The sequence below is a fragment of the Rosenbergiella sp. YN46 genome (genome assembly GCF_036620675.1).
Classification (GTDB): Bacteria; Pseudomonadota; Gammaproteobacteria; order Enterobacterales; family Enterobacteriaceae; genus Jejubacter.
Genome location: NZ_JAZHEE010000027.1, coordinates 1 through 19,080 on the forward strand (window position 1 = coordinate 1; position 19,080 = coordinate 19,080).

Sequence of the window (19,080 nt, forward strand, 5' to 3'; positions counted from 1 at the left end):
GGTAAAAGAGAGGCCCCAGAAATACAGCAGGGCCCGGAGAAAAACAGCCAGTCAGTTGCTTAACTGACTGGCATTACGGCCACTGAGGCCGGCGTTTTTACCAACAAGAGTCGATTACGCGTAAACCGGGAAGCGGGCGCAGATATCCAGCACCTTCTGCTTCACGCGCTCGATGGTCGCTTCGTCCTGAATATTGTCCAGCACGTCACACATCCAGCCCGCCAGCTCCTGAACTTCCGCTTCTTTAAAGCCGCGACGAGTCACCGCCGGAGTCCCGATACGGACGCCAGAAGTCACGAACGGGCTCTTAGGATCGTTCGGGACGCTGTTCTTATTAACGGTGATGTTGGCGCGACCCAGCGCGGCATCCGCCTCTTTACCGGTCAGGTTTTTTTCCACCAGATCCAACAGGAACAGGTGGTTATCAGTACCGCCGGAAACCACGTTATAACCGCGATCCAGGAACACTTTCACCATGGCTTTAGCGTTCTTCGCCACCTGCTGCTGATAGGTTTTGAATTCCGGTTCCATGGCTTCTTTCAGCGCCACCGCTTTACCGGCAATCACGTGCATCAGCGGGCCGCCCTGGCCCCCGGGGAAGACCGCGGAGTTCAGTTTCTTGTACAGCTCTTCGCTGCCCCCTTTCGCCAGGATCAAACCGCCGCGCGGGCCGGCCAGGGTTTTATGGGTGGTGGTGGTCACCACGTGCGCATGGGGAACCGGGTTCGGATAAACGCCAGCGGCGATAAGCCCGGCGACGTGCGCCATATCAACGAACAGGTATGCGCCGATGCCGTCGGCGATTTCACGCATCTTCGCCCAGTCCACCACGCCGGAATAGGCGGAAAAACCGCCGATGATCATCTTCGGCTTATGCTCTTTAGCCTGTTTTTCCAGATCCGCATAGTCGATATGGCCGCTTTCATCGATACCGTAAGGTACGATATTGTACAACTTGCCGGAAAAGTTAACCGGCGAGCCGTGAGTCAGGTGGCCGCCGTGCGCCAGATTCATACCCAGCACGGTATCGCCCGGCTGCAGCAATGCGGTGTAGACAGCGAAGTTAGCCTGAGAGCCGGAGTGAGGCTGAACGTTAGCGTAGTCAGCGCCAAACAGCTCTTTCGCGCGATCGATAGCCAGTTGCTCAACGATATCAACATATTCACAACCGCCGTAGTAGCGCTTGCCGGGATAACCCTCGGCATATTTGTTGGTCAGCTGAGAGCCCTGCGCCTGCATAACGCGCGGACTGGTGTAGTTTTCGGAGGCGATCAGTTCGATATGCTCTTCCTGACGTACTTTCTCCTGCTCCATAGCCTGCCACAGTTCGGCATCATAATCGGCAATGTTCATTTCACGCTTTAACATCCGCATCTCCTGACTCAGCTAACGATAAAAGGACTCGCCCACGGCGGGCAACGGCTCCCAGTATAACTGATTCATATTGCGATGACAGGTCTTGACAAAGGATTTTACGCAAACGTTTGGCTTTAAGTGGCGCAAGGGCTGAGCGATATTTTCAACTGATGGCGTTACAGGAAATATACTCAACGTCAAGTTGCGTTTTATTCACTTGCATAACACCCTTCTTTACAGGGTTATGACATTTCTATAAGATGCATAACAAATGCAAGATTAATAAATCTGAGAAAAGGAGTGCGCAATGCTAGACGCCCAGACCATCGCCGTCGTGAAATCCACCATCCCCCTGCTCGCCGAAACCGGCCCCAAACTCACCGCCCACTTTTATGACCGCATGTTCCGGCACAATCCGGAGCTGAAAGAGATCTTCAATATGAGCAACCAGCGCAACGGCGATCAGCGTGAAGCGCTGTTCAATGCCATCTGCGCCTATGCCACCCATATTGAAAACCTGGCAGAAATTCTGCCAGCCGTTGAGAAAATCGCCCAGAAGCACACCAGCTTCCAGATTCGCCCCGACCAGTATCAGATAGTCGGTCACCATTTGCTGGCGACGCTGGACGAAATGTTCAGCCCGGGCGACGAAGTGCTGGATGCCTGGGGTAAAGCCTACGGCGTACTGGCGCAGGTCTTTATCGATCGCGAGGGGCAAATTTACGATGAAACCAAAGCCAAAACCGGAGGCTGGGAAGGCACCCGCCCGTTCCGTATCGTGGCGAAAAAGCCCCAGAGTACGCTTATCACCAGTTTCGAGCTGGAGCCGGTGGACGGCAAGCCGGTCGCCGACTACCACCCCGGGCAGTACACTGCCGTCTGGCTGAAGCCTGAAAGCTTCGCTCACCAGGAGATTCGTCAGTACTCCCTGACCCGCAATCCCAACGGTAAGAGCTACCGCATTGCGGTGAAGCGCGAAGGCGAAGGCCAGGTTTCCAGCTGGCTGCATCAGCACGCGAAAGAAGGTGATGTAATTAACCTGGTGGCGCCAGCGGGCGACTTCTTTATGGACGTCACGCCTGACACGCCGGTGACGCTGATTTCCGGCGGCGTCGGCCAGACCCCGATGCTGGCGATGCTGAATACCCTGGCCGCCAGCGGCCATCACGGCCAGGTTAACTGGTTCCACGCGGCGGAAAACGGCAAGGTGCATGCCTTTGCCGATGAAGTGGCCCAGTTGGGCAAACAGCTCCCGGCATTCCACAGCCACGTATGGTACAGCCAGCCGGACGCCGACGATCGTGAGAAGCCACGCTTTGACAGCGAAGGGCTGATGGTGCTGGCGGATGAAGCCGACCACTTCAGCGACCCGGCCACCCAGTTCTATCTGTGCGGCCCGGTGGGCTTTATGCAGTTCGCCGCCGAACAGCTGGTGAAGCTGGGCGTGGATAAATCACGCATCCACTACGAGTGCTTCGGCCCTCATAAAGTGCTGTAAGGTTTATGCCATAAGCAAACGGCCCGCCAAAGCGGGCCGTGAGACTGATGACAAACCTGGGCCGAACAGGTTTGGCCAGAATCATCAGAAAAATAAATACGGAAAATCAATTCATTGATTTTCGGCTGATAACCACAAAGAGGGAAAAACCACGTTTTTTACCTCTTTGTCATCGACCTGACGGCCCGCCAAAGCGGGCCGTTTTGTTAACCTCAGCGCGTAACGGCTACAGCGCCGCATCATCCTCTTCGCCGGTACGAATACGCACCACCCGCGCCACGTCAAAGACAAAAATCTTACCGTCGCCTATCTTACCGGTCTGGGCGGTGCGAATAATGGTGTCGACGCAGGTATCGACGATGTCATCCGCCACCACAATCTCAATCTTCACCTTTGGCAGAAAATCAACCATATACTCAGCGCCGCGATAAAGCTCGGTGTGCCCTTTCTGACGGCCAAAACCTTTTACTTCCGTCACCGTCATCCCGGTAATCCCTACTTCGGCCAGCGCTTCACGCACATCGTCCAGTTTGAAGGGTTTAATTATCGCATCAATCTTTTTCATGGTGCATCCTTAATCAACTCGTGTACTCGCAGCGCTCGCCTCTGTGTCGGAGCCCTGTCGGTTATAAACTGCCTGGCTTTGCGGAAACACAGCCTATTCCTTAAAGTCACTGGCGTCCAGCTCGTGACGCGCCAGCAGCTTGTAGAACTCGGTACGGTTACGGCCCGCCATGCGCGCGGCGTGGGTCACATTGCCTTTGGCTATCTGCAGCAGCTTGCGCAGATAGTTCAGTTCGAACTGACTACGGGCCTCCACAAAAGTCGGCAGCACCGTGTTTTCTCCTTCCAGCGCCTGCTGGATCAGCGCTTCGCTAATCACCGGCGCCGGACTCAGCGCCACGCACTGTTCAATCACGTTCACCAGCTGGCGAACATTACCCGGCCAGCTGGCGGCCATCAGGCATTTCATGGCGTCGGTGGAAAAGCTGCGCACAAAAGGCTTATGGCGCTCCGCGGCCTGGCGCAGCAGGTGATTGGCCAGTAGCGGTATATCCTCGGCCCGCTCGTGCAGCGCCGGTATTTTCAGGCTGACGACGTTCAGACGATAGTACAGATCCTCACGGAACTCGCCGCGCTGCATCGCTTTCGGTAAATCACGATGGGTGGCGGAAAGGATACGCACATCAATGTCGACATCGCGGTTGCTGCCCAGCGGCCGCACCTTGCGCTCCTGCAATACCCGCAGCAGCTTCACCTGAAGCGGCACCGGCATATCGCCGATTTCGTCCAGGAACAGCGTGCCGCCCTCGGCGGCCTGAAACAGCCCTTCGCGGCTGCTGACCGCGCCGGTAAAAGCGCCGCGGGCATGGCCGAACAGCTCGGACTCCAGTAGCTGTTCCGGCAGCGCGCCGCAGTTAATCGCGATAAACGCTTTACCGGCCCGGGAACTGGCCTGATGGATGGCGCGGGCCAGCACCTCTTTACCGGTACCGCTCTGACCGTTAATCAGCACGCTGACGTCCGACTGGGCCACCATGCGCGCCTGTTCCAGCAGGCGCAGCATCGCCGGGCTGCGGGTGACGATATTTTCGCGCCACAGGTTATCGCCCGTGCTGACGGTCTGAGACAGCGCCTCGTCGATGGCCCTGTACAGCGCGTCTCTGTCCACCGGCTTGGTCAGAAAGCTGAATACCCCCTGACGGGTGGCGGCCACCGCGTCAGGTATCGAACCGTGGGCGGTCAGGATAATCACCGGCAGCCCGGGCTGCGCCTTCTGGATTTCGGCGAACAGTTGCATGCCGTCCATCTCGTCCATCCGCAAATCGCTGATAACCAGATCCGGCCGCTCGCGGGCCAGCAGTTTCAGCCCTTCCTGACCACTTTCCGCGGTGGTGACCCGGTAGCCCTGGCTGGTAAGGCGCATCCCCAGCAGCTTCAGTAGCCCCGGATCGTCGTCCACCAGCAGCAGCCGCGCGCCGCTGTGTTGCGTCATGGTCTGGCCTCCTTAGCGTCATCATTTTGCGGCGCCTTAGATGCCGGGATATCGCTGTCAGGCAGATAGCTGGATTCTCCTTTGCGGCTGGAAAGCTGGCGCTCAATATCGGTCAGATTCTGTAACTTACGCCGGGTCTGCTCCAGTTGAGTATGCAGATGCTTCTGCTGCTGGCGCAGTTTATCCAGCTCGCTGTCGCTGCGTTCCTGAAGTGCGCCGTAGCGCCAGCGGGCGTCGGACAGCGCCAGCTCCTGCGCCTGGCTGTCGCGCAGCATCTGATAAAGAGTACGCACCTGGCGCGGCACTGCATCCCCCATGCTATCCAGCTTATCGACGTTGTGTCTCCGTTCCTGGGGCGTAATCCTGGCCTTCGCTAACAAAATCCCCTGACGGAACGCCGCCTGCCAGGTTCCTTCGTCAAAGCGATGCGCCAGCGAGCGGGCATCGGCAGGCGCCAGACGTCCGGCGCAATCAATGCCCCGCAGCCAGTACAGGGGGTTTTCTTCCACGACGGCGCCTTTAAGCCGCCACAGCGCCTTACAGTCAACCGCCAGATAGTCTGCCACCTGGTGCTCCGGTTCGGCCGGACGCGGCCCGGGTGAGTACGCGCCGCGCTCTTTAACGGTCGTACAGCCTGCCAGCAGCATCAGTAATACCGCCACCAGCAGCGGGAAAAATCGGCTTTGGGCGCCCCGCCATCGCGCAGCGCCAGTAAATCCATTCGTCATATCATCTCATTTCCGGTACAGACCGGCAGTTCGATGCGGAAACAGACCTCCGCGTCGTTATCGTCCACCAGACGCAGTGAACCCTGCATACGTCGGATAGCGTCCTGCGCAATACTCAGCCCAAGGCCGCTGCCTTTGACCGCCCCCTTGCGCTGTTGGCTGCCCTGAAAAAAGGGTTCGAAAATCATGGCCCGTTCGCTTTCCGGAATCGCCGGGCCATCGTTCGCGACCTCAATCGTCAGACTGGCGCCAGACCGGTAGCTACGCAGATAAATGGTACCGGATTCAGTGCCATAGTGCACCGCATTGGAATAGAGATTATCCAGCACCCGAAGCAGCAGCGCGGGATCTGCCAGGCACTCCTCCGGCGCCAGCGCCATCTGTGTCTTCATCAGTTTAGCCCGCGCCGGTAACGCATGCGCGGCGATAACTCGCTCCACCAGCGGCGCCAGCGCTACCCGCTGTAGCCTACCCGCGCCGTCGGTCAGCTTGCGGTTATAGTCCAGCAGTTGTTCGATCAGCCGCTGTAGATTGTGGCTGCTGCTGTCCAGGATAGCCACCACCTCTTCCTGTTCCGGCGTAAGCGGCCCCGCCACCCGGTCGGCCAGCAGCGCAGTGCCTTCACGCAGGCTGGCGAGCGGGGTTTTTAGCTCGTGGGATATATGCCGCAAAAACTGATGGCGCTGGGACTCCAGCCAGCTCAGACGCTCGCTCAGCCAGATGATCCGCTGACCGACGGAGCGCAGCTCCCGCGGCCCTTTGAACAGCGGGGTTTCATCCAGCCCCTGCCCTTCCCCCAGCCGGTTAATCATGCGCTCCAGCCCCTTAACCGGGCCAATAATCATCCGGGTAAACAGCATCACCAGCGCCAGGCTGACCAGAAATAAGGCCAGCGCCTGACGGCCAAAATAGCGGCCGCGCTCGGCTATCTCGCGCTGTAACTGAACGCCGCGTGCAGAGACCACCGAACGGGTCGCCTGAACCAGCTCGGTATTGGCGTGGGCAAAGGTTTCGAGCTGCGCCGACGCCGCTTCGTCCGGGCCGCTGTTGCGGCACTTCAGGGTGCTCAGTCCTTCAAGGACGGTACTCAGAGTGCGCCAGATACGTTCATCGGGCAATACGCTGGCGTGCGCGGCCAGCATCCGGGCATAGCGCTGACGCTGGCTCTGGTAAACGTTCGCCAGGGTGGGGTTGTCCAGCACGCAGTACTGGCGATAGCTGCGCTCCATCTCCAGAGCGGCATTGGTCATGGCTTCGCTACGTCGGGCATCGGTCAGCGCGGTTCTGTTGGTCCAGGCGGCCTGATCGCTCAGGGCGTTCAGGCTCTGCCATGCCTGCCAGGCCAGAACCAGAAGCGGTACCAGCACCAGCAAAAACGCCATCATAACCACCTGACGCAGGGAGCGGGGGAAGACGAGCCAGCGTTTCAACGGCATTCTCTCTGGTTATCCATAATGCCATGATGCTAACGGAGCGCGGCGCCGGAGGAAAGCGCCATATGCGAAAACGGCAGAGCCTTATCGACTCTGCCGTTTTACCGGAATCAGGCGGTGCCTTACTCAACGTTTCGCCCGATGCCTGATAAAGGAGCGAACTCGCTATTATCAGAAGGTGGACGGCAGGCACCTTTTTGTGCGTCATTCGCAGGTTTATGTAGCGCGTCCGACTGGCGGGGCTGACATAAGAAGTTGAATGAGCCACTGAGTGATGTTTTGCACGATTTATGCCAAAACAAAAATAAAAACCCTAACAACCTGATTTAAAAATATTTTTTATCAGAGCATATTAAAACGCTCCGTAAGACGCCGCCGCCAGACTGTCTCTTTATAGCGACACTGATGGCCAGGTTACAGCCAGGATATATAAATCAATTATTTACATGTCACCTTTTGGCGACAACCACCTCCGGGCCATGTCGCCTGTTCCCGACACTATTATTGCCTCCCGTTACGACTTTCCTGGATAACGGGAGGCAGGAGCATTAGCCCAGCTGGCGACGGGCGTTACGGAACAGACGCATCCAGGGGCTATCCTCACCCCACTGTGCCGGATGCCAGGAGTTCGCGACGCTGCGGAACACCCGTTCGGGATGCGGCATCATAATAGTGACGCGCCCATCCTCGCTGGTCACCGCCGTAATACCGTTTGGCGAACCGTTCGGGTTAGCCGGATAGCGCTCGGTCACCTTGCCGAAGTTATCGACATAGCGCAGCGCTACCAGCCCCCGGCTTTCCAGTTCGCTCAGCGGCGCACCGACTCGCGGCTCTACCCGTCCTTCGCCGTGGGAAACGGCGATCGGCATACGGGAACCGGCCATGTCTTCCATCAGCAGCGAAGCGCTTTGCGTCACCTCCACCAGGCTGAAACGCGCTTCAAAGCGCTCGGACTGGTTACGCACAAAGCGCGGCCAGAGCTCGCTGCCCGGAATCAGCTCCCGCAGGTTAGAGAGCATCTGACAGCCATTGCAAACTCCCAGCGCCAGGGTATCCGGACGCAGGAAGAAACTGCGGAACGCTTCACGCACCGGCTCGTTGAACAGAATCGATTTCGCCCAGCCTTCCCCGGCGCCCAGCACGTCGCCGTAAGAAAAGCCGCCGCAGGCGACCAGGGTATGGAAATCGTTCAGGTCACGGCGCCCGGCCATCAGATCGCTCATATGCACGTCCACGGCGTCAAAACCAGCGCGATGGAACGCCGCCGCCATCTCCACATGCGAGTTAACCCCCTGTTCGCGCAGCACCGCGACTTTCGGACGCGCGCCGGTGGCGATAAAGGGCGCGGCAATGTCCTCGTTTATATCAAAGCTCAGCGCCACGTTCAGCCCCGGATCGCTGTTATCGCCCTTCGCCGCGTGCTCTTCGTCAGCACAGGCCGGGTTGTCGCGCAGGCGCTGCATCTGCCAGGTGGTTTCCGCCCACCACTGACGCAACTGGCTGCGGCTCTCGCGATACACAATGTCACCTCCGGCCCGAACGACAAAGTCATCCCCGACGCCAGCCTGACCCAGATAGTGGGTACATGCCGCCAGGCCGTGCGATGCCAGCAGCGCTTCCACGCTTGCGCGCTCATCGGCCGGCACCTGGATAACGGCGCCCAGCTCTTCGTTAAACAGGGCCGCCAGGCGATCGTCGCCCAGGGCGGCGATATCCACGTCCAGGCCACAATGACCGGCGAAGGCCATCTCCGCCAGCGTCACCAGCAGGCCGCCGTCGCCGCGGTCGTGGTAAGCCAGCAGCGAACCGCGGGCCAGCAGCGCCTGGATAGCGTCGAAGAAGCCTTTAAGCTGCCGCGCATCGCGCACATCCGCCGTTTTATCGCCCAACTGACGATAAACCTGAGCCAGCGCGGTGGCGCCCAGGGCATTGTTGCCCTGGCCCAGATCGATAAGCAACAGGGCATTATCTGAGGTACTGAGCTGCGGCGTGGCGGTACGACGGGCATCCTCCACCCGGGCGAAGGCGCTAATCACCAGCGACAGCGGCGATGTCACCTCGCGCGATTCCCCGCCTTCCTGCCAGCGGGTCTTCATAGACATCGAATCCTTACCCACCGGAATGGTCAGCCCCAGCGCCGGACACAGCTCTTCGCCCACCGCTTTTACCGCCTGGTACAGACCGGCGTCCTCGCCGGGGTGCCCTGCGGCGGCCATCCAGTTAGCGGACAGTTTCACCCTTGTGAGTTCACCAATCTGGGCCGCAGCGATATTGGTCAGCGCCTCGCCCACCGCCAGACGGGCAGAGGCGGCGAAGTCCAGCAGCGCCACCGGCGCGCGCTCGCCCATCGCCATGGCTTCGCCGTGATAGCTGTCCAGGCTGGCGGTGGTCACCGCGCAGTCGGCGACCGGTATCTGCCAGGGGCCAACCATCTGATCCCGGGCCACCATACCGGTAACGGTGCGGTCGCCAATGGTTATCAGGAAGGTTTTTTCGGCGACCGCAGGCAGATGCAGCACTCGTTTCACCGCCTCGCCAAGTTCGATACCGGTGCGATCCAGCGCCTGGCCCTGCGCCTTCCGGCTGGTCACGTCGCGGGTCATTTTCGGGGTTTTACCGAGCAGAACATCCAGCGGCATATCGATAGGCTGGTTGCCGAAGTGGCTATCGTTCAGGGTCAGGTGCAGCTCCTCCGTCGCTTCGCCGATCGCAGCCCAGGGCGCGCGCTCGCGGCGGCACAGGGCGTCGAAATCCGCCAGCCGCTCCGGCGCAACCGCCAGCACATAGCGCTCCTGGGATTCGTTACACCAGACTTCCAGCGGGCTCATGCCCGGCTCATCGCTCAGGATATCCCGCAGTTCGAAACGTCCGCCGCGCCCGCCATCGCTCACCAGCTCCGGCATCGCGTTGGAAAGGCCGCCCGCGCCCACGTCGTGGATAAACAGGATCGGGTTGTCTTCGCCCATCTGCCAGCAGCGGTCGATCACCTCCTGGCACCGGCGTTCCATTTCCGGGTTATCGCGCTGTACTGAAGCGAAATCGAGATCGGCGTCGGACTGTCCGGAATCCATTGACGAAGCGGCGCCGCCGCCCAGCCCGATATTCATCGCCGGGCCACCCAGTACAATCAGCTTCGCTCCCGGCGGAATCTCCCCTTTCTGAACGTGATCGGCGCGGATATTGCCGATACCGCCAGCCAGCATGATGGGTTTGTGGTAACCGCGCACCTCGTCGCCGTTGTGGCTGTTCACCCGCTCCTCGTAGGTGCGGAAATAGCCGTTCAGGGCCGGGCGCCCAAATTCGTTGTTAAAAGCGGCGCCGCCCAGCGGGCCATCCAGCATGATATCCAGCGCCGAAACGATGCGTTGCGGCTTGCCGAAATCCTCTTCCCAGGGCTGCCCGAAACCGGGAATACGCAGGTTAGAGACCGAAAAACCCACCATTCCCGCTTTGGGTTTGGCGCCGCGTCCGGTAGCGCCTTCATCACGAATTTCACCGCCTGATCCGGTGGCCGCGCCCGGCCAGGGCGAGATAGCGGTCGGATGGTTATGGGTTTCCACCTTCATCAGGATATGCGTCGGCTCCTGATGATACTGATAATAACCATCGGCTGCCTGTGGATAGAAGCGTCCAACCTCGGAGCCTTCCATGACCGCCGCGTTATCTTTATAGGCGGACAGTACGTAGTCAGGCGTCTGCTCGAAGGTATTTTTGATCATCTTAAACAGCGACTTCGGTTGGGCTTCACCATCGATGACCCAGTCGGCGTTGAAGATTTTATGGCGGCAGTGTTCGGAGTTCGCCTGAGCGAACATATAGAGTTCGATATCGTTAGGGTTACGACCCAGCGCGGTGAACGCCTGCTGCAGATAGTCGATTTCGTCTTCCGCCAGCGCCAGTCCCAGGCGAACGTTGGCCTCAAGCAGCGCTTCACGGCCCCGTCCCAGCAGATCGACGCTCTGTACCGGACGCGGATCGTGGCAGGCGAACAGAGATTCCGCCTGTTCGGGAGAGGTGAACACGCTTTCCATCATTCTGTCGTGAATCAGGGCCGCCGCCTCATCGCGCTGGGCAGGGCTCAGTTCCCCTTCCAGATACCAGGCTACGCCGCGCTCCAGGCGCTTCACCTGACTCAGACCGCAGTTACGGGCGATATCGGTCGCTTTGGAGGACCAGGGAGACAGCGTGCCGGGACGAGGCGTCACCAGCAGCAGCGTGCCGCCAGGCGTATGGCTGGCCAGAGTCGGGCCATACTCCAGCAAGCGTACAAGCCGCGCGCGCGCTTCATCGTCCAGGGGGGCTGCCAGGGAGGCAAAGTGCATATATTCGGCATATACGCCGGTCACCGGCAGCCGGGCCGCGTTAAAACGATCCAGCAATTTATTGATTCGGAAGGCTGACAGGGCGGGCGAACCACGCAGAATTTCCATCATAAGATCTCTCGTCTTCGAAGCGGCTGTATGGCGCCATTGGTGGCGTCAGGGGAAAACGGGCGTCATTATAGAGAATCCACAGCGACGACGAAACCGTTTGCGCACAAATAAAATCCCTGCGACGCTGTATGTAAAACGGTCAAAAAACGCACTAACTGGTTGCCAGCACAGGCATTGTTGAGCAAAATGCAGCTCCGACAGCCCGTATAATAATGAAATTTTCCGATTTCCCGGCCGAGACTTCAGACAGCGCAGAGACTTAACTTATTGAAGAAACTAAAGATTAACTATCTGCTTGTTGGCGTGGTCGCCCTGTTGTTAGCCATTGCGCTATGGCCCTCCATTCCCTGGTTTGGCAAAGCTGAAAACCGCCTCGCGGCGATTCAGGGCCGGGGAGTGCTGCGCGTTAGCACCATCGCCACACCGCTAACCTGGTATCGCGAGAAAAATAAAATCACCGGACTGGACTATGAGCTGGCGCAGCAGTTCGCCCGCTATCTGGGCGTTAAGCTGGAAATCAACGTTCGAGCCACCATCGATCAGCTATTCGACGATCTGGACAACGGTAAGGCGGACATTCTGGCGGCCGGACTGGTGTATAACAACGACCGCAGCCGGGCTTACCAGGCGGGGCCAGCCTATTACGCGGTATCTCAGCAGTTGGTTTATCGTAAAGGCAGCCCCAGGCCAAAGAGCCTTAAGGGGGTAACCGCGCAGCAACTGACCATCACTCCCGGGCTGGCGGCGTTGAGCGAACTGCGTAAGCTGCGCGAGGAGCAGTATCCCGGGCTGAGCTGGAGCATTGATGAACGCCGTGGCAGCAATGCGCTGCTGCGCCAGGTGCTGAACGGCGAAATTACCTATACCATCGCCGATTCCATCGCTATCAGCATATTCCAGCGTATTCATCCCCAACTGGCGGTAGCGCTGGACGTGACCGAAGAGCAGCCTGTGACCTGGTTTTCGTCCCGGGACGATGACGACAGCCTCTGCGCCGCCCTGCTCGACTTTTTTAGCGGCATCAGCGGCGACGGCACCCTGGCGCGGCTGGAAGAGAAATATCTGGGCCACGTCGGCGCCTTCGACTACGTGGATACCCGCAGTTTCCTGCGCGCCATCGATAACGTATTGCCAGAGATTCAGCCACTATTCGAAAAGTATGCGCACAACATCGACTGGCGCCTGCTGGCGGCGATTTCGTATCAGGAATCGCACTGGAATACGCAGGCCACCTCCCCCACCGGCGTGCGCGGCCTGATGATGCTGACCCGTAATACGGCGCAAAGTCTGGGGATTGAAGATCGACTGGATGCCGAACAGAGCATTCGCGGCGGCGCCAGTTATCTGCAAAAAATGATGAACAAGGTACCGGAATCAGTACCGGAAGAGGAGCGCATCTGGTACGCACTGGCGGCCTATAACATGGGTTATGCCCATATGCTGGACGCCCGGGCGCTGACCGCGAAACTGAAAAAGAATCCCGACAGCTGGGCGGATGTCAAGCAGACGCTGCCGCTACTGAGTCAGAAGCGCTATTACACCCTAACCACATACGGCTACGCCCGGGGCCACGAGGCTCACGCTTACGTAGAGAATATCCGCCGCTATCAGCAAAGTCTGGTGGGTTATCTGCGAGAAAAAGAGAGGCAAAAAGCGAAGAGCACCCGGCTCGCCCAGGGATACCCGGTGGTTACCCCCGATGAGGCGGCGCTTCCCGATTACGATCCATTTCCTTTTGCGCCTTTTTTTGCGCTCGCCGTTGGCGAAAAAATTCACTCAGAAGCGCCGAGCACGCTGGCGCAAGAATCCCGCCAGTAACCTGCACCCGGTGATTCATTCCCGGGTGGCCCAGCACATCCATCAGCGAACCGGCAGCGCCGGTTTTAGCGTCGCTGGCACCGTAAACCAGATGGCCGACCCGGCCGTGCACCATGGCCCCGGCGCACATCACGCAGGGCTCCAGGGTCACGTACAGCGTGGTATCCAGCAGACGATAATTTTCCAGCACCATTCCCCCCTGGCGCAGCGCCATAATTTCGGCATGAGCGGTGGGATCGTGGCGGCCAATGGGACGGTTCCAGCCTTCGCCGATAACCCGGTTTTGCCAGACCAGCACCGCGCCGACGGGCACTTCGCCCTCTTCCCTGGCGCGTTGAGCCAGGGTGAGCGCATGGCGCATCCAGTATTCATGACTGACAGGCTGTTCGGGCACGGCGACCTCCGGATGAATGGGGCGCGCATTATACATGGAGCCCGGGCCTTACTCCAGCTGCTGCAACCGCCCCTGAGGCGTGACCCGCCAGCGGTGTTGGCAAAAGCTCAGCAGCGGATTATCCTGGCTGCTGTCGCTGTAGCCGCTATAGAGCCGGAGCGGCGCACCGATCCGCTGTTCCAGCTGCGCCACTTTTTCATGGCCCAGACAGCGCAGGGTCAGCACCTGACCGCCGTAGCGTCGGGTCATACGGCTGGCGATAAGCTTCACCCGGGGCAGCCAGGGCGTGTCGCTGTAGACCTGCTCCACCAGCGGCTGGGGCGAGCCAGTTATCAGCCAGACATCGGCATCACGGCTATTAAGGTAGTCGTTCAACCGCTGCTGAACCACCGGAAAGGCGGTGACCCTGGCCCGAAACGCCGCGACAAAGTCCTCTTCTAACCGGCGAAGTCGACGTTCGCTGTGGCCAAAGCTGCAGGCCCACAGCAGCAGGCTCATTGGCCAGCGGGTGGCGCGCCCCTGAATCAGAAGCCCCAGAATTACGACGGGCAGCAACGGCGCCACCAGTAACAAATTCAGGGGCTGACGGCGCAGCAGCCAGCGCAGATAGCAGCCAAACATATCCTGTTGGTGCAAGGTGCCATCCAGGTCGAAAAATACCACCCGACGCCCGTTATCGCTCAATCGTTACTCCTCCGGATCGTTAAAGCCAATCAGCCAGGTAAACAGAAAACCGGCAATCACGGTAATCAGATACCCTGCCAGATACAACATCACTTTACCGGAAACCATAGTGAACGCCAGCGGCAGCCCGGAAAGCCCAAAGGTAATGACGGTAGAGACCTTCCAGTAACTGATCAGCGCCCCACCGACCGCCCCCCCCAGACAGGCAGCCAGGAACGGGCGCCCCAGCGGCAGGGTGACGCCGAAAATCAGCGGTTCGCCAATGCCCAACAGCCCCACCGGCAGCGCCCCTTTAATCATCTGCTTCAGGCGCGCATTGCGGGTTTTCATCAGAACGGCGATGGCCGCCCCCACCTGACCAACCCCGGCCATGGAGAGGATCGGCAGCAGCGCGTTGTAGCCATGCGCCTGCACCAGTTCGACGTGAATCGGTACCAGCCCCTGATGCAGCCCCGTCAGCACCAGCGGCAGGAAGGCGCCGGAAAGAATAGCGCCGACCAGCAACCCGCCTTTATCAATCGCCAGGGTCGCGCCGTGGGCGATAGCATCGGAGATCCAGCCTCCCAGCGGCTGCAGCGCCACAATCGCCACCGTACCGGCGATAAGCGTGGTCAGCAGCGGGTTGAGAATCAGCTCCAGCGAGCCGGGCAGCCAGTTGCGCAGCCGTTTTTCGATCCAGCACATCAGCGCGACCACCAGTAGCACGGCAATCACCCCGCCGCGCCCGGGTTGCAGATGTTCGCCAAACAGCTCGATCTGCGCCAGCTGCGGGCTGGAGAGGATCCCGGCCATAACGCCGCCCATCGCCATCGATCCGCCGTAGACCTTCGCGGCATTAACCCCCACCAGAATATTCATGATGGCGAAGACCGCGCTGCCGAAAATGCCCATCAGCCCCAGCAGATTCGGGTTTTGCACCGCAAAATCGCCGACGATATCCGGCCGCTTCAGGATATTAACGATACCGGTAATCAGGCCCGAGGCGATAAACGCCGGAATCAGCGGAATGAAAACGTTGGCTAACTGACGCAGCGCATCGCTCATCGGCGCCTTGTAGCGCGCCTTCGCTTCGGCTTTGGTGCGGGTGGCTACATCCACCGGCTCCGCCCGAGACGGTGCGCCGCTCATCAGCGCCTGCATCGCTTCTACCACCTGCGCCGCCCGGCCAGGGCCCACTATCAACTGGTGTTGTTCCCCCTGCTTCACATAGCCACTGACGCCAGGCAAACCTTTTAGCTTATCCAGCGCCAGCAGCGCCTCGTCACGTATTGTGAGCCGTACTCGCGTCATACAGTTTTCCAGGCGCAGGATATTGCCCTGCCCACCCACGCCCTGCAGAATGGCCTGGGCCAGTTGCTGTCTGTCCATCCCTGTTTTCTCCTTATTATTGATCTAACGCGGCGCGCAGATAGCCGCGGTGCGCGGCAAGACGCGCCCTGGCGGTCGGCGCATCCACGCCGCTCAGTTCCATCAGAATAGCGGGCTTCACCTCGTAGTCGGTCTGTGCCAGCAGCGCCTCGGCCCGCTCGCGTGACGCGCCGGTGGCCTCCATCAGCATTCGACAGGCGCGATCCACCAGTTTCGCGTTGGTCGCTTTCATATCCACCATCAGGTTCTGATACACCTTGCCATACTTCACCATCGCGCCGGTGGAGATCATATTCAGCACCAGCTTCTGGGCAGTGCCCGACTTAAGGCGGGTGGAGCCGGTCAGCGCCTCTGGCCCCACAACGGGCGAAATAGCGATATCCGCCGCCCGGGCGATAGCCGAATCCGGATTGCAGGAGACCGCCACCGTGGTACAGCCGCAGCGACGGGCATAGGCCAGCCCCCCCAGGACATAAGGCGTACGCCCGGAAGCGGCCAGCCCGACCACCAGATCCCGCGCCTCCAGGTTGATTCCGCACAGATCCTGTTCGCCAAACTGCGGATTATCTTCCGCCCCTTCCACCGCCCTGAGCAGCGCCCCCGGCCCACCGGCGATCAGGCCCACCACCAGATCGTGCGGCACTCCAAAGGTAGGCGGACATTCGGCAGCATCCAGTATCCCCAGACGACCGCTGGTACCGGCCCCCATATAGATAATTCGCCCGCCCGCCAGCAGCGCTTCGGCTGCGGCATCCACCGCCTGCGCCACCTGCGGCAGCGTGGCTTTTACCGCTTCCGCCACCGTGGCGTCCTGTTGATTAAACCGGGTGACCATCTCAAGCGTAGAGAGTGCGTCCAGATCCATTGTTTCGGGATTACGAGATTCAGAAACCAGTGCGCCAAGATTCATTATTGCCCTCTTGAATATTTAATTCACAAAACAGAGGCTATAATGGAATATAAAATTCATAATCGCGAGCAGTAATTGTGATAATTTCCGGTAACGATCACAGAGTGACGACTACCGACGTTGAGGAAGAGATGTGAACTGCCTGACAGTTATCCGCCAGCGCTATCCCCTGCTGGCTCAAAGCGACAAGCGCCTTGCGGACTATCTGCTGGAACAGCCGGATCGGGCCCGCCATCTTAGTTCGCAGCAGCTGGCGGCGGAGGCTGGCGTCAGTCAGTCGAGCGTGGTGAAGTTCGCCCAGAAGATAGGCTATCGGGGCTTTCCCGCCCTGAAGCTGGCTCTGAGCGACGCCCTGGCAAGCCAGGCGGCCGCCGGGCCAGTGCCGCTGCATAACGGTATTTACGGCAACGATCCGCTGCGCAACGTGGGGGAAAAACTGATTCAGGAAAATCTGGCGGCGATGAATGCCACCCTGGAACTCAACAGCGAACAGATGCTGGCGCACAGCGTAGAGATGCTCTACGGCGCGCGGCGCATTATGCTGGTGGGTATCGGCGCTTCGGGGCTGGTGGCGAAGAATCTGGCGTGGAAGCTGATGAAGATTGGAGTGAATGCGCTGGCGGAACAGGATATGCACGCCCTGCTGGCGACGGTACAGGCCATGACGCCCCAGGATCTGCTGGTAGCTATCTCTTATTCCGGCGAGCGCCGCGAAATCAACCTGGCGGCCGAAGAGGCCCGGCGCGTGGGGATGCCGGTGCTGGCCATCACCGGATTCGCCCCCAACAGCCTGCATCAACACGCCAGCCACTGCCTGTTCACCCTGGCCGAAGAGCAGACCACCCGCAGCGCGGCCATCTCTTCCACCAGCGCCCAGGCGCTGCTCACCGATCTGCTGTTTATGGGGCTTATCCAGCAAGATCTGGAGCACGCCCCGGTGCGGATACGCCAGAGCGAGGCGCTGGTGAAGAGGCTGGTGTAACGTTTAGCGGCCGGCCGGGTGATAGCGATAGATGGTTTTCACCGAGACATCGTAGATACGCGCCAGGGCATCCCGCGAATGGCCAGCCTGAATCAGGCGACCTGGCTGGGCTATCTGCGATTGCGTAAGCTTTGGCCGCCGCCCGCCGATGCGCCCCTGGGCCCTGGCCGCCGCCAGCCCTGCCCGGGTGCGCTCGACAATCAGTTCGCGTTCCATTTCCGCCAGCGCCCCCATCACATGGAAGAAGAAACGCCCCATTGGGGTGGAAGTATCGATAGCATCGGTCAGACTACGGAAATTCACCCCGCGCTCGCGCAGTTCCTCAATCAGCGCCACCAGATGGCGCATACTGCGACCCAGCCTGTCCAGCTTCCAGACCATCAGGGTATCCCCCGGCGCCAGTCGCTTTAACAACTGGCTTAATCCTGGCCGTTCGGTACTGCGCCCGCTGATTTTATCCTCAAAGATTAAATCGCAACCGGCATTTTCCAGCGCGTCGCGCTGTAGCGCCGTATGCTGTTCACTGGTGGATACCCGGATATAGCCTATCCGCATCGCTGCCTCCCGATTAAAAGGGGTTATGCTAGCGGCTGGTGGGGATTCCTGGAAACCTTGGTTTGGGAGAGGGGGCTAAGTTAGATGCAGTTACTGGCTCTCTCGTGTATTCAGGGTGGCTTAGAATTCCGCTGCTCGACAGAAAGTCTGTCATTATTCAATGGGGGCAATTCTCTGTGACAGCTGCCTTATCAAGTGGTTCTGGAGTTAAAGCATATGACGGACAAACTTCTTTTAACTATCCTATTTCTTTCCCCAACTCAGCCCTCATAGTTAATGCAACCCCTATGGATTCAGCAGAAACATTTGTGGAGACTGCTACCGCTAATTTATCTGGAAATTCGACAGCAACACTCCGGTTAGGAGGTGTTGCTGTAAAAACAGATCCGAGCAGTTCCATAGTTCTTAGAGGATTCATAGTTGCTATTGGGTATTAATTGAACAAAAAAGGTGTGCATCATGAAATATTGGTTTGACCCTGAGAGTAACGCTTTTTATCCTGAAGCGTTAAAAGAAGAGTATACCGATGCCGGAAGCCTTCCGGATAACTTAATTGAAGTCGGCGATAAAGTTTTTATTGAATTTACTGGGATACCTCCTGAAGGTAAAACCAGAGGAGTTGGGGAAAGGGGGTTACCCGTATGGATTAATGTGCCGCCCCTAACTGTAGAGGACGAAATTAAAGCGACAATCACCGAAAAGAAATTACGTGTCGACATAGCGAATGACTATATCAATGGTCAGCAATGGCCCTCAAAACTGGTGTTGGGCCGCTTGTCAGACAATGAAAAGCTACAGTTCAACGAATGGCTGGACTATCTGGATGCGGTGAATGCTGTAGACACCTCCACCGCGCCAGATATTAAATGGCCTACACAACCGGAGCAGCAGGCCAGTTGATATCTGAGGCCATATCAATAAACTG

At 59.0% G+C, this 19,080-nt stretch carries 15 protein-coding genes and 1 pseudogene; 5 read left to right on the forward strand and 11 right to left on the reverse strand.

What is annotated here, in order from left to right; genetic code table 11:
• Window positions 1–114: 114 nt before the first annotated feature.
• Window positions 115–1,368 (reverse strand): serine hydroxymethyltransferase, encoded by a 1,254-nt coding sequence (gene glyA / locus V3W49_RS16650; RefSeq protein WP_500146981.1) that lies wholly within the window; start codon window positions 1,366–1,368, stop codon window positions 115–117.
• Between the two features lie 295 nt (window positions 1,369–1,663).
• On the opposite strand from glyA, the gene hmpA reads away from it, so the two are divergent.
• Window positions 1,664–2,854 carry an NO-inducible flavohemoprotein gene (gene hmpA / locus V3W49_RS16655; RefSeq protein WP_500146982.1) on the forward strand — a complete coding sequence of 397 codons (1,191 nt, stop codon included), beginning with the start codon at window positions 1,664–1,666 and terminating at the stop codon, window positions 2,852–2,854.
• A gap of 226 nt (window positions 2,855–3,080) precedes the next feature.
• On the opposite strand, the gene glnB is transcribed toward hmpA, so the two are convergent.
• The 5 genes from glnB to purL form a co-directional block, all read right to left on the reverse strand.
• The gene (gene glnB, locus V3W49_RS16660; protein ID WP_138098924.1) at window positions 3,081–3,419 is read right to left on the reverse strand and encodes a nitrogen regulatory protein P-II; all 339 of its coding nucleotides are present in this window, start codon (window positions 3,417–3,419) and stop codon (window positions 3,081–3,083) included.
• Window positions 3,420–3,512: 93 nt separating this feature from the next.
• Window positions 3,513–4,850: a two-component system response regulator GlrR gene (gene glrR / locus V3W49_RS16665; RefSeq protein WP_500146983.1), complete on the reverse strand. Its 1,338-nt coding sequence runs from the start codon at window positions 4,848–4,850 to the stop codon at window positions 3,513–3,515.
• Window positions 4,847–5,578: a two-component system QseEF-associated lipoprotein QseG gene (gene qseG, locus V3W49_RS16670; RefSeq protein WP_500146984.1), complete on the reverse strand. Its 732-nt coding sequence runs from the start codon at window positions 5,576–5,578 to the stop codon at window positions 4,847–4,849. The genes glrR and qseG overlap by 4 nt, the downstream gene beginning before the upstream one ends.
• The gene (locus V3W49_RS16675; protein WP_500147046.1) at window positions 5,575–7,008 is read right to left on the reverse strand and encodes a sensor histidine kinase; all 1,434 of its coding nucleotides are present in this window, start codon (window positions 7,006–7,008) and stop codon (window positions 5,575–5,577) included. Before V3W49_RS16675 ends, qseG begins: the two co-directional genes overlap by 4 nt.
• A 551-nt stretch (window positions 7,009–7,559) precedes the next feature.
• Window positions 7,560–11,444 carry a phosphoribosylformylglycinamidine synthase gene (purL, locus tag V3W49_RS16680; RefSeq protein WP_500146986.1) on the reverse strand — a complete coding sequence of 1,295 codons (3,885 nt, stop codon included), beginning with the start codon at window positions 11,442–11,444 and terminating at the stop codon, window positions 7,560–7,562.
• Window positions 11,445–11,711: 267 nt separating this feature from the next.
• Here purL and mltF point away from each other — a divergent pair, with 267 nt between their 5' ends.
• The gene (gene mltF / locus V3W49_RS16685) at window positions 11,712–13,262 is read left to right on the forward strand and encodes a membrane-bound lytic murein transglycosylase MltF (protein ID WP_500146987.1); all 1,551 of its coding nucleotides are present in this window, start codon (window positions 11,712–11,714) and stop codon (window positions 13,260–13,262) included.
• Here mltF and tadA read toward each other — a convergent pair.
• The 4 genes and pseudogenes from tadA to murQ form a co-directional block, all read right to left on the reverse strand.
• Window positions 13,174–13,692, reverse strand: a pseudogene (tadA, locus tag V3W49_RS16690) (tRNA adenosine(34) deaminase TadA); the annotation flags it as partial. The gene mltF and the pseudogene tadA overlap by 89 nt on opposite strands.
• A gap of 12 nt (window positions 13,693–13,704) precedes the next feature.
• A complete protein-coding gene (gene yfhb, locus V3W49_RS16695; RefSeq protein ID WP_500146989.1) occupies window positions 13,705–14,340 on the reverse strand; it encodes a phosphatidylglycerophosphatase C in 636 nt (211 codons plus the stop codon).
• A gap of 3 nt (window positions 14,341–14,343) precedes the next feature.
• Entirely contained in the window at window positions 14,344–15,708 is a 1,365-nt protein-coding gene (locus V3W49_RS16700) for a PTS transporter subunit EIIC (protein WP_500146990.1), read from the reverse strand.
• A gap of 16 nt (window positions 15,709–15,724) precedes the next feature.
• A complete protein-coding gene (gene murQ / locus V3W49_RS16705) occupies window positions 15,725–16,618 on the reverse strand; it encodes an N-acetylmuramic acid 6-phosphate etherase (RefSeq protein WP_500146991.1) in 894 nt (297 codons plus the stop codon).
• Between the two features lie 133 nt (window positions 16,619–16,751).
• Here murQ and V3W49_RS16710 point away from each other — a divergent pair, with 133 nt between their 5' ends.
• On the forward strand, window positions 16,752–17,600 hold the full coding sequence (locus V3W49_RS16710) for a MurR/RpiR family transcriptional regulator (RefSeq protein WP_500146993.1): 849 nt from the start codon (window positions 16,752–16,754) through the stop codon (window positions 17,598–17,600).
• A 3-nt stretch (window positions 17,601–17,603) separates the two neighbouring features.
• Here V3W49_RS16710 and V3W49_RS16715 read toward each other — a convergent pair whose 3' ends face one another.
• Complete coding sequence (locus V3W49_RS16715; RefSeq protein ID WP_500146994.1) at window positions 17,604–18,155, reverse strand: recombinase family protein; 552 nt, start codon at window positions 18,153–18,155, stop codon at window positions 17,604–17,606.
• 104 nt (window positions 18,156–18,259) lie between these two features.
• On the opposite strand from V3W49_RS16715, the gene V3W49_RS16720 reads away from it, so the two are divergent.
• Both V3W49_RS16720 and V3W49_RS16725 read left to right on the forward strand, forming a co-directional pair.
• On the forward strand, window positions 18,260–18,592 hold the full coding sequence (locus V3W49_RS16720; protein ID WP_500147048.1) for a gp53-like domain-containing protein: 333 nt from the start codon (window positions 18,260–18,262) through the stop codon (window positions 18,590–18,592).
• Window positions 18,593–18,614: 22 nt separating this feature from the next.
• The gene (locus V3W49_RS16725) at window positions 18,615–19,055 is read left to right on the forward strand and encodes a tail fiber assembly protein (protein WP_500146995.1); all 441 of its coding nucleotides are present in this window, start codon (window positions 18,615–18,617) and stop codon (window positions 19,053–19,055) included.
• Window positions 19,056–19,080 lie beyond the last annotated feature (25 nt).

Bases quoted from the DNA above. Each gene is read 5' to 3' on its own strand.
- glyA (WP_500146981.1), bottom strand. From the start codon at position 1,368: ATGTTAAAGCGTGAAATGAACATTGCCGATTATGATGCCGAACTGTGG.
- hmpA (WP_500146982.1), top strand. From the start codon at position 1,664: ATGCTAGACGCCCAGACCATCGCCGTCGTGAAATCCACCATCCCCCTG.
- glnB (WP_138098924.1), bottom strand. From the start codon at position 3,419: ATGAAAAAGATTGATGCGATAATTAAACCCTTCAAACTGGACGATGTG.
- glrR (WP_500146983.1), bottom strand. From the start codon at position 4,850: ATGACGCAACACAGCGGCGCGCGGCTGCTGCTGGTGGACGACGATCCG.
- qseG (WP_500146984.1), bottom strand. From the start codon at position 5,578: ATGACGAATGGATTTACTGGCGCTGCGCGATGGCGGGGCGCCCAAAGC.
- purL (WP_500146986.1), bottom strand. From the start codon at position 11,444: ATGATGGAAATTCTGCGTGGTTCGCCCGCCCTGTCAGCCTTCCGAATC.
- V3W49_RS16700 (WP_500146990.1), bottom strand. From the start codon at position 15,708: ATGGACAGACAGCAACTGGCCCAGGCCATTCTGCAGGGCGTGGGTGGG.
- murQ (WP_500146991.1), bottom strand. From the start codon at position 16,618: ATGAATCTTGGCGCACTGGTTTCTGAATCTCGTAATCCCGAAACAATG.
- V3W49_RS16715 (WP_500146994.1), bottom strand. From the start codon at position 18,155: ATGCGGATAGGCTATATCCGGGTATCCACCAGTGAACAGCATACGGCG.
- V3W49_RS16725 (WP_500146995.1), top strand. From the start codon at position 18,615: ATGAAATATTGGTTTGACCCTGAGAGTAACGCTTTTTATCCTGAAGCG.